Raw genomic sequence first — 10,662 nt, 5'->3', positions numbered from 1 at the left:
ATCCAACTTCCACTGCTGCCAGTACAGCGGAACATCGACCGACCGCGACGGCGCGAAGTTCACCAGCCGTCCGCCGCTCAACAGCGGAGCTGCCTGCATCTCCGGCACCATGCCCCACCCCAGCCCGGCGGCGACGGCCTCGACGAACCCCTCCGAGGTCGGCACGAGATGCCGTACCGCACTCGCACCGCCCTGCCCGCGCCGCAGCCGCCGTACGAAGGCGTTCTGGAAGTCGTCGAGCCGGTCGAAGGTCACCACCGGTACCTCGGCCAGCGCGTCCCGCAGCGGGCCGCCGTCCAGATGTGTCTCCTTGAACTCCGGGCTCGCCACCGGCAGATAGCGCATCCGCCCCAACGCCCGAACCGAACACCCCGGCACGGCGTCCGGCGACGAGGTCACCGCCGCCATGACCAGGCCTTCGCGGAGGAGAGCCGCCGTGTGGTCCTCGTCCTCTCGGCGGAGTTCGAAACAGACCTGGAGTTCGCGCGGGACGCGGGTGAGCGCGCCCAGGAACCAGGTGGCGAGCGAGTCGGCGTTCACGGCGATCGTCACCCGGGTCGCCTCGCCGGCCCCGCTCATGCCCAGCTCGGCGCGCGCGTCCCGTTCCAGGCGGGCCAGTTGGCGGGCGAACCGCACGACCACCTCGCCGGACTCGGTCGTCCGCACCGGCTTGGTGCGCAGCAGGAGGACCCGGCCGGTGCGCTGCTCCAGGGCCTTCACACGCTGGCTGACCGCCGAGGGCGTCACATGCAGAGCGGAGGCCGCAGCGTCGAACGTGCCCTCGTCCACCACCGCGAGCAGCGTCCGTACCTGATCGAGAGGAAGCTCGGAGACCATCACGAACGTTAATGTTACGTAAGAATCTTTAGCTGTACTCCAGCCGCCGGTATCCCTAGCGTCGAGGCCGTGACCAACGCACTCTCCGCCGCCGCCGCGGGATTCGGCACCGGCCTCTCGCTCATCGTCGCCATCGGCGCCCAGAACGCCTTCGTCCTCCGCCAGGGCATCCGCCGCGACGCCGTCCTCGCCGTGGTCGGCATCTGCGCCCTCTCGGACGCGCTCCTCATCGCGCTGGGCGTCGGCGGGGTCGGCGCCGTCGTGGTCGCCTGGCCGGGCGCGCTGACGGCGGTCGGGCTCATCGGCGGCGCCTTCCTGCTCTGCTACGGCGTCCTCGCCGCCCGCCGGGTCTTCCGCCCTGCCGCCCTGCGGGCCGAGGGCGAGTCGACCGGCTCGCGCCGCCGGGCCGTCCTCACTTGTCTGGCGATGACCTGGCTCAACCCGCACGTCTACCTGGACACCGTGTTCCTGCTCGGCTCCATCGCCGCCGCCCGCGGCCCGCTGCGCTGGACCTTCGGACTCGGCGCCGTCTGCGCCAGCCTGTGCTGGTTCACCGCGCTCGGCTTCGGCGCCCGTCTGCTCAGCCGCTTCCTCGCCAAGCCCTCCGCCTGGCGGGTGCTGGACGGCCTGGTCGCCGCGACGATGATCGGTCTCGGCGCAACGCTGGTGGCCGGAGCGTGAGATGGCGGATTCGGCAGCCACAGCAGGTGCTGCGATAGTGAACCCTGGTCGATTAGATGTAGCGAGCAACCAGGAAGCCAGTGGACACGAGCGAGAGCACCGACAGCGGCACGGAACCCGAGTCGGAGAAGGACCGGGAACGGGCGACGGGTCCCCGGCGCGGCTGGCGCCGCTGGGCGATGGACACCCGCCCGCTGCAGATCCCCGCCTACCGCCGCCTGTGGTCCTCGACCATCGTCACGGCCGTCGGCAGCCAGCTCACCGCCGTCGCCGTACCCAAGCAGATCTACGACATCACCGGCTCCTCCGCCTGGGTCGGCGCGGCCAGCATGGCCGGCCTGGTGCCGCTCATCGTGTTCGCGCTGTGGGGCGGCTCGCTCGCCGACAGCATGGACCGCCGCAAACTGCTGCTGATCACCAACAGCGGCATAGCCGTGACCTCGGTGCTGTTCTGGGTCCAGGCGGCCACCGGGCTCAACTCGGTGACGGCGCTGATGGTGCTGCTCGCCATGCAGCAGGCGTTCTGGGGCCTGAACGCACCCGCCCGCAACGCCTCCATCGCCCGCCTGGTCTCCGCCGAGCAGCTGCCCGCCGCCAACGCCCTCGGCTCGACCGTCATGCAGACAGGGCAGGTCGTCGGACCGCTCCTCGCGGGCGTCCTCATCCCGGTCATCGGCCTGCCCGAGCTGTATCTCATCGACGCGCTGGCCCTGTGCGTCACGCTCTGGGCGGTCGTCAAGCTGCCCTCGCTGCCGCCCCTGGAGTCCGCGACACCGCGCCGCGCGGGCTGGCGCGAGGTCGCCGCCGGCTTCCGCTACATCTCGCTGCACAAGGTGCTGCTGCTGTCCTTCCTCGCCGACATCATCGCGATGGTCTTCGGCATGCCCCGCGCCCTGTTCCCGCAGCTCGCCGCCCAGACCTACGCGCCCTACGGCGAGGGCCTCGCCCTCGGCATGCTGTTCGCCGCGATCCCCATCGGGGCGGTGGTCGGCGGACTGTTCTCCGGCACGTTCTCGCGGGCCCGGCGGCACGGCTGGATGGTGATCGGCGCGGTCGTCGCCTGGGGCGCGGCCGTCACCGGCTTCGGGCTGAGCGGCAACCTGTGGATCGGCGTGGTGTTCCTCGCCGCCGCCGGGGTCGCCGACATGGTCTCCATGGTGTTCCGCGGGGCGATCCTGCTCTCCGCCGCCACCGACGAGATGCGCGGCCGTATGCAGGGCGTCTTCACCGTCGTGGTGGCCGGCGGCCCGCGCCTCGCCGACGTCCTGCACGGCACGGCCGGTTCGGCCCTCGGCCCGCGTACGGCGGTCGCCGGCGGCGGCATCCTGGTCATCGTCATCATGCTGGCCCTGGCCGCCGCGGTCCCGGCGCTGCGCCGCTACCGCATCTGACCTCAGACCGGCCGGTGGAGCGCGTAGTGCTCCATCAGCTTGCTGCGGGTCATCGCCAGCCGGTGCGCGAGGATCTCCGCGACGATCCGGACCAGGGACAGCCCGAGCAGCGGATCCTCCACACACAGGGCGAGGACGGCCGCCGCGTCGAACTCGTAGGCCCGCACGGCACTGAACGCCTCCGCGCCGAAGTCCCACTGGTACGGCGGGAACAGCCACGACCAGCCGAGCAGGTCGCCCGCGCCGAGCGTGGCCACGGTGACCCGCTGCTGCGGGGTGACCTGCTGGTCGAGCGAGACGGCGCCGGAGCGGACGACCCAGAAGCGGTCGGCCGTGCCGCCCGCCTCGAAGATCCTGGAGTCCTCGGCGAACGAGACCTCCCGCGCGACCTCCATCAGCCGTTCGCGCTGGGCCTGGGGCAGGGCGGTCAGCAGTTTTATCGCTTTGGTCATGGCACAGGGCTCCTCGCCGGCAGCGGATCCGGAATTCTCCCTACGCCCATTTCAGCCTCTGCCGACGTCCCGGGCACCTCGGGGGACGGAATCGGGGCATGAAAAAAGCCCTGGCTGGACGGGGGAGACCAGCCAGGGCCGTAAGCGGTGGCGCGGGGGACGGTACGGTCGACCCCGTATCCACGTATGAATGAACCGTAAACCATCGACGGGCATTTCGTACCCAGTTCAACCGGTCGCGTGACCGGTTTCACTTCGCGGCACGCCGGCCGGGGGCCACGATCTCGTCCAGCACCCGCAGAACGGCCTCGTAGGCCGCTTCCCGCACGGCGTCGCCCTGTCGCGACCATGTCTGCACCTCCTGGGCGGCGAAGGCCCGGGCCCGCTGGATGCGCCGCAACAGTTCGTCCGAGTCCACGACATCAGTCATGGCCGTCGCCTACCCAGGCGCGCGGGATTCACTTCACCGGCGCCGCGATCGGTACGCCGAGCGGCCGGGCCAGGCCGGTCACGGCCTCGTCGAGGCGCTGCAGGTGCCGCAGCACGCGGTCGGTGACCCGGCCGTAGCGCGGGGTCCCCGGCGTCCCGGGCCGCAGCAGGGACGCGATGCTCGGCCCGGCCTCGATCTCGCCGGCACCGTCCTCCTCCCCGTCGGAGACGTGCGCGCCGATCACCCCGATGTTGTGCACGATCCGGCGACCCGCCTCGCGCAGCCGGGGATCGGCCGCTATCGACGGATGCGTGGGCAGCAGCTCGGCGGTCGCCGCCAGATACCGCGCGTGATACGCGCAGGTCTCCAGCAACGCGACGACGTACCTGGCCGTGTCCCGCCGCGCCCGCAACGGCGTGATCGGGTGCGTCAGCGGCTGCGTCGAGGCGCTCAGATCGGCCAGCGCCTGGTCCAAGTCCCGTGCCTTGTCGAGCAGTTCGGCCGCGGCCCCGCCGCTGAGCTGGTCGACGGCGGCCTCGGTGACGTCCGTGAGCCGCCCCAGCACGGTGCCGAGCAGTTCGTTCGTACGGCGGTCCGTGTGCACCGGCAGCACCAGCGCCGCCGCGACCACCCCGCAGGCCGCGCCGAGCGCCGTCTCCTCGATCCGCAGCAGCAGCACCGACGCGCTGTAGGTGTGCAGCAGCGTGTAGAGCAGGCCCAGCATCGCGGTGACGAAGAAGGACATCAGGGTGTACGACAGCGGTGCCGTGTAGAACATCGCGAAGATGAAGAGCAGCACCAGCACGAACGCCGTCCAGGTGTGATGCCCGACCAGGCCCGCGAGCCCGATACCGGCCACGACACCCAGGACCGTGCCCAGCAGCCGCCGGTAGCCCTTGACGAGGATCTCGCCGGTGGACGAGGTGTTGATGAACACGATCCAGCAGGTCAGCACCGCCCAGTACCAGCGCTGGCTGGACAGGAACTCGCCGCCGATGATGGCCAGCGACGACCCCACCGCCACCTGCACGGCTGCCCGCGTGGTCGGCCTCCGCAGGCCCGTGCGCTCCGCGTCCTCGGCCTCGCTCTCCTCGCTGCCCGCGATGGCGACGTCCTCCGCGTCCAGTTCCTCGCGCGAGCGGGTCGTCGCGGGCGTGTCCTCCGACTCGTCCTGCGGCCCGTCCACGGCGATCCGCAGCCCCAGCACCGCACGCGCTGCCTCGCCGATGCCCCGGAACACGTCCTGCACGGCGTCCGATGCGGGCGGCAGGTTCTCCTCCTCGCGATAACCGAGCAGCCGGTTGCGCACATGCGCCAGCCCGGTACCCGAGTCCGCGCCCGCCGGCCGCAGGACGAGCAGGCGCAGCGCCTCCAGATCGCGGCGCAGCGTGTCGGTCGCCTCGTCCCGCACCGGCAGTTGATCTGCCAAGGGGACCGGTGCGCCCGGCAGATGCAGGGTCAGTGTGTGGCCGCGCTCGGCGCTGCGGGCGGTCAGCAGCAGGAGCCCGAGCCGTTCGGCGGCGACCTCGGCGTCCGCGATACGGCGCTGCACGAGCCGTGCCACCGTCTCGTCGGAGGTGCCGTCCTCCAGCCGGCCCTGGATCAGCAGCGCCGTCTCGTGCAGGCGCGAGGTGCCCTCCCGTACGTCGTCGAGGGCCTTCTCCATGTCGTCGGGACCGGCGTCGAGCAACGCGAGCTGCGCGGTGACGAGTTGGGCGAACCGCGCCCGGAACGCCCGCCGCAGCCGGTCCAGCGTCCCGGTGGGCGTCTCCGGCACCAGCGCGAACCGCACCAGCGCGCTGCACGCGAAGGCCACGCCGAGCACGCCGTACAGCCGCGGCAGCGCGGAGACGGTCGCGCCGACGAACAGGGACAGGAAGTAGATCTGGAAGCCGATCAGACCGAGCGCCGTGCCGCGGTCGCCGAACCGGCGGCTGTAGACGGCGCCGAAGATCAGCAGGACGAAGAAGACGTCACCGGCGACCACCCGCGAGTTCAGCAGCGCGCTCAGCGACACCGAGGCCAGCGCCACCGGCAGCCCCAGTGCGAGCGTCACCGCCTGCCGGCCGCGTTGCTTCTCGCGGATGGCGAACGTGGAGACCATCGCCGCCATCGCGCCGGCGACCAGATGAGGCACCGAGGCATCCGCCAGGGAGAGCACGGTCAGCGTGAGGGCGATCGAGGCCACCGTCCGCAGCCCGGCCGTCAGCCGCAGCAGTCCGGGATCGGACGCCGCGACGCGATACCGCACCCGTGCCCACGCCGCCCGTCCCGCTGCCCTCACGCCGCCGTACTCTCCCCAGGTTCACATCAAGATCCGTGACACCGATGCTACGGCTCCTGGGTGCCGGTCCCTTCGACGCGGTCCCGTACCTGCTCCGGCGACAGATACGAGTCGGTGTACTCGAAGTCCTTGAGCGTGGCCGGTTTGCGGGCCTGGAAGCCGGTGCGCACGAAGTCGTCGCCGGCCAGCGCGTTCAGCGTCCAGTTCGTCGCGACGCGGACCTTGGCGACATTCGTGCGCAGCGCCGACCAGTGGTAGCCGCGGGCCACGACCTGGGCGGGGAAACCGCGCAGTTCGATGCCGAGCGGCTTGGACACCGCGTCCTTGCCGCCGAGGTCCACGACGAGCCCGAGGTCCTTGTGGACGTACGGCTTCAGGGGCTGGTTGCGCAGGGTCGCGATCACGTTCTCGGCGACCACCTTGCCCTGCCGCATGGCGTGCTGCGCGGTCGGCGGGCAGATCGCGCCGTCCCCGCCCTTGGCCTCGTCCGGCACCGCGCCGGCGTCACCGAGCGCGAAGACCCCGTCGTGTCCGGGCAGGTTCATGTCGGAGGTGACCGCGAGCCGCCCCCGCACCGTCTCCGCGCCCAGGGTGGCGATCAGCGGGCTGGCGACCACGCCGGCCGTCCAGATCAGCGTGCGCGTGGGCACCACCCGGCCGTCGGTGAAGGTGACCTCCTCCGGGCCCGCCTTCGCGATCGAGACACCCAGGGAGATGTCGATACCGCGCCGGGTCAGGATCTCCTGCGCGCTCTTGCCGAGCTTGTCGCCCAGCTCGGGCATCAGCTTCGGCGCGATGTCGATGAGGTGCCACTTGATCAGGCCCGGGTCGATCCGCGGGTAGCGCTTGACCGCGGCGTGCGTCAGCTTCTGCAGACAGGCGGCCGTCTCGGTGCCGGCGTAACCGCCGCCCACGACCACGAACTGGAGCCGCGACGCCTTCTCCGCCGGGTCGTCGCTCGCGTCCGCGAGGTCCAGCTGGGTGATGACGTGGTCGCGGATGTAGGCGGCCTCCGCGAGGGTCTTCATCCCGAAGGCGTGATCGGTCAGCCCGGGGATGTCGAAGGTGCGGGTGATGCTGCCGGGGGAGAGCACGATGTAGTCGTAGGGCTCGTTCACGATCTCGTCGTTGATCGTGCGGATCACACAGACCTTGGCCTTGATGTCCACACCGATCGCGCCGCCCGGGATGATCCGCGTGCGGTACTTGCTGCTGCGGCGCAGCGAGACGGCGATCGACTGCGGGGTCAGGACGCCCGAGGCGACCTGGGGCAGCAGGGGCAGATAGAGCTGGTAGGAGAACGGCGTCACCAGCGTGACGTCGGCTTCCTCCGGGGTCAGTTTCCTCTCCAGGCGGCGAACGCACTCCACTCCTGCGAAGCCTGCGCCAACCACCAGGATCCTCGGTCGTGTCACGGTGTTCATCCCTTCTGCGGCTCCAGGCGGTCTGCCTCGACGCCGTACGCCTGCCCGGATCGCTGCCTCGCACCACAATCGATCCCACCGTGCCGGGAGCCGTTCCGCCAGCTGAGCGCGGCAGGCAGACGAACGCGTGGAGCACCAGCATGCCCCGCCGAGGCCGTCCGTACGCCGCGGACGTGTGAACAAATGGCGTACCTGAATGACCTTCACCCCGCCTGTCGGCGATCGCTTCGGACCGTAGAGTGCACGCCATGTCGCACACTCAGCCCGAGCCGGGGTCAGGCTTCCGCACCCAGAACATCGACGCCGGCAACGTGACGCGGCTGGTGGCCGCGCTCGACATCCAGGAAGCCAATCCAGGCGTACGACGACTGCGTGCGTGGGCCCACGAGGCGCTCGCCGCGGGCAGTGGGGAGCACGCCCTCGACATCGGGGCCGGCACCGGCTCGACCACCCGTGAACTGGCCGCGGCGGTCGGCTCGAACGGGTCGGCGCTCGGCGTCGAACCCAACCCCGGGCTGCGTGCGGTCGCCGAGGAACGCGCCGCGTCGGCCGGGAACGCGGCCCGCTTCACGGACGGCGACGCGCTGTCCCTGCCGGTGCCCGACGCCTCCGTGGACGTCGTCTGGTGCGAACGGGTGCTCCAGCACCTCGCGGAACCCGACAAGGCCGTCGCCGAGATCGCCCGCGTCCTGCGCCCCGGCGGGCGGGTGGCCCTGCTCGACACCGACTGGGCGACCACGATCCTGCACCCGGGCGACCCCGAGGTCACCGCCGCGTTCACCTCCGGCGCCCTCACCAGCGCGGCCAACCCCTACTCCGGACGCCGGCTCGTCGGCCAGCTCAGCGCCGCCGGACTCGTCGTCGACGACCGCGGCTCACAGGCGCTGCTCCAGGACCACCGCTCGGTGGCCTGGCCGCTGATCCGCATGCTCGGCGAGTCCGCGGTACGCCGCGGCGCACTGACCGAGGCCCAGCGCGACCGCGCCTACGCGGACCTCTCCGAGGCCGCCGAGCGGGGCGCGCTGCACATGTCCGTGACGATGTTCGCGGTCGTCGCCCACCGCCCGGAGTGAGCCCTGGCCGGTGACGTCAGCGGAACACGTTGTCCGCGTCGTCCCAGCCCGCGAGCTGTTCCTCCGCCGACTGCTGCGGGGCACGCGCGCGTGCCTGGTACATCGCGTCGATCTCGAACGCGTAGTGCCGCACGATCGCGTCCCTGCGCAGCTTCATCGACGGCGTCAGCAGCCCGCCCGCGACGTCGAACGGGTTCGGGAGCACCCGGAACACCCGGATCGACTCGGCGCGCCCCACAGGGCTGTTGGCGGCCGCCACGGCCCGCGTGATCTCCTCCCGCAGCGCGTTCTCCTCCCGTGCCTCCCGGCCCCGCGCGTCGCTCTGCAGCGCGAGCCCGGCCCGCCAGTGCGCCACGAACTCCGGGTCCAGGGTCAGCAGTGCCCCCACACAGGGACGGTCGTCGCCCACGACCACGGCCTGATGGATCAGCGGGTGCATCCGCAGCCGGTTCTCCAGCGCGGCCGGCGCGACGCTCTTGCCGCTGCTGGTGATGATGATGTCCTTCTTGCGGCCGGTGATCGTCAGATACCCCTCGGTGTCCAGCCGCCCGATGTCCCCGGTGGCCAGCCAACCCGCGTGCATCGCGGCCCGGGTCGCCCTCTCGTCGTTGATGTAGCCCTGGAACACCGAAGGGCCGTGCACGAGGATCTCCCCGTCCTCCGCGACCCGGATCTCCGTGCCCGGCAGCGCCTGCCCCACCGTGCCGATCTTCTCCCGGCCCAGCGGCTGCATCGTGATCCCGCCGGCGGTCTCCGTGAGGCCGTAGCCGTCGTGCACGAGGATGCCGATACCCGAGTAGAACAAGGACAGTTCACGGTTCAGGGGCGAGCCGCCCGACGTCGCGCGGACCACCCGGCCGCCCAGCCCGGCGCGCAGTTTGCGGTACACGGTCCGCTCGAAGAGGGCGTGTTGGAGCCGCAGGTCGAAGCCGGGGCCCGAACCCCGGCCGAGTCTCTGGCGCTCCTCGGCCGCGGCGAACTCCCGCGCGGTCGCGGCGGCCCGCTCGAACAGGGCGCCCCGGCCGATCTGTTGGGCCGTACGGAGAAAGTTCTTGTAGATCTTCTCGAAGATCGACGGCACCGCGTACAGGTACGTGGGCCGGAAGGTGCGCAGCGCCGACACCAGCGCCGCCTCGGTCATCTCCGGCTCGTGCGCCATCAGCCAGCCGCCGCGCATGCACAGCCCCTGGATCATCAGCCCGTACACGTGCGAGAACGGCAGGAAGGCCAGCACGGCCGGCTGCTCCCCCGGAGGCGCCGCCGTGTGCGACCAGCCCGCGAGCAGCGTGTCGCAGGGGCTGGCCAGACTGCGGTGGCTCAGCGCACAGCCCATGGGGCGGCCCGAGGTGCCCGAGGTGTAGGCGATCACCGCGGTCGAGTCCGGCATCACGATCCGGCGGAGCGAGTCCACCGTGGTCTGCGGGATGTACGTGCCCCGCTCCACGATCTGCGCCAGCGCCCCGGAGTCCAGCTGCCAGACGTGCCGCAGCAGCGGCAGCGCGGCACACACCGTGCCGACGGTCATGATGCCCTGCTCGTCCTCCACGACCACGGCCACACAGTTGGCGTCCCGCAGGATCCACTCGACCTGCTCGCGCGAGGACGTCGGATGCACCGGCACGACCTCGGCACCGACCGCCCACAGGGCGTGGCTGAGCACGGTCCACTCGTAACGGGTACGGGCCATGATCGCGACCCGGCTGCCCGGCGATATCCCGGAGGCGATCAACCCCTTTGCCAGATCGACGACTTCGTCCCGCAGCTCTACGGCCGTCACCTCCTCCCACACCGTGGAAGAGGGGTCCGACTTGCGTGCGATCAGAGGGAGAGTGGGACGGAGGACCGCGGTCTCGAAGACGCTGTCGGCGAGGCCGCCGTTGAAGGTGGAGGTGGAGGTGGGGGGTGGAGCGACGGCGAAGTCGCGCATGCGCTGCTCCTGGGTTGTACGGGGCGTGACTCTGCCGATCATTACTGTTATCGACGGTGCTCGAATCTAGCCCAGGTGTGAGCGTTTGGTGAGGGGAACCGGGAAGTGCCCTTGCCGAGTTCGATGGTTGAGTGGGACCGACCTGACAAAGCGGGGGGTACGA

9 protein-coding genes are annotated in these 10,662 nt (G+C 71.2%); 3 read left to right on the top strand and 6 right to left on the bottom strand.

All coding sequences use genetic code 11. The annotated features are described in order from the left end of the window. Positions 1 to 837: LysR family transcriptional regulator ArgP (locus tag AC31A1_RS14270; protein ID WP_489653657.1), on the bottom strand; the 837-nt coding region annotated here is incomplete at its 3' end. Positions 838 to 906: 69 nt separating this feature from the next. On the opposite strand from AC31A1_RS14270, the gene AC31A1_RS14265 reads away from it, so the two are divergent. Continuing rightward, a complete protein-coding gene (locus tag AC31A1_RS14265) occupies positions 907 to 1,518 on the top strand; it encodes a LysE/ArgO family amino acid transporter (RefSeq protein WP_489653655.1) in 612 nt (203 codons plus the stop codon). 80 nt (positions 1,519 to 1,598) lie between these two features. Continuing rightward, positions 1,599 to 2,909, top strand: a complete 1,311-nt coding sequence (locus AC31A1_RS14260) for an MFS transporter (RefSeq protein ID WP_489653654.1) — start codon at positions 1,599 to 1,601, stop codon at positions 2,907 to 2,909. 2 nt (positions 2,910 to 2,911) lie between these two features. Here the strand turns inward: AC31A1_RS14260 and AC31A1_RS14255 are convergent, their stop codons facing one another. The 4 genes from AC31A1_RS14255 to AC31A1_RS14240 all read right to left on the bottom strand — a co-directional run bounded on the left by AC31A1_RS14255 (position 2,912) and on the right by AC31A1_RS14240 (position 7,499). Further along, positions 2,912 to 3,361, bottom strand: coding sequence for a cyclic nucleotide-binding domain-containing protein (locus AC31A1_RS14255; RefSeq protein WP_489653653.1), 450 nt, complete (start codon positions 3,359 to 3,361; stop codon positions 2,912 to 2,914). Between the two features lie 250 nt (positions 3,362 to 3,611). Then, the gene (locus AC31A1_RS14250; RefSeq protein WP_489653652.1) at positions 3,612 to 3,791 is read right to left on the bottom strand and encodes a hypothetical protein; all 180 of its coding nucleotides are present in this window, start codon (positions 3,789 to 3,791) and stop codon (positions 3,612 to 3,614) included. Between the two features lie 28 nt (positions 3,792 to 3,819). Continuing rightward, entirely contained in the window at positions 3,820 to 6,075 is a 2,256-nt protein-coding gene (locus AC31A1_RS14245) for an FUSC family protein (RefSeq protein WP_489653651.1), read from the bottom strand. Between the two features lie 47 nt (positions 6,076 to 6,122). Then, positions 6,123 to 7,499: an NAD(P)/FAD-dependent oxidoreductase gene (locus AC31A1_RS14240; protein WP_489653650.1), complete on the bottom strand. Its 1,377-nt coding sequence runs from the start codon at positions 7,497 to 7,499 to the stop codon at positions 6,123 to 6,125. 248 nt (positions 7,500 to 7,747) lie between these two features. Here AC31A1_RS14240 and AC31A1_RS14235 point away from each other — a divergent pair, with 248 nt between their 5' ends. Next, positions 7,748 to 8,572 (top strand): methyltransferase domain-containing protein, encoded by an 825-nt coding sequence (locus AC31A1_RS14235; protein WP_489653649.1) that lies wholly within the window; start codon positions 7,748 to 7,750, stop codon positions 8,570 to 8,572. A 16-nt stretch (positions 8,573 to 8,588) separates the two neighbouring features. On the opposite strand, the gene AC31A1_RS14230 is transcribed toward AC31A1_RS14235, so the two are convergent. Further along, a complete protein-coding gene (locus AC31A1_RS14230; RefSeq protein WP_489653648.1) occupies positions 8,589 to 10,499 on the bottom strand; it encodes an AMP-dependent synthetase/ligase in 1,911 nt (636 codons plus the stop codon). Positions 10,500 to 10,662 lie beyond the last annotated feature (163 nt).

This window comes from Streptomyces sp. P5F9 (assembly GCF_057961495.1).
Note: the sequence above shows the minus strand (reverse complement) of the source record. Positions and strands in the feature narration are given on the sequence as shown.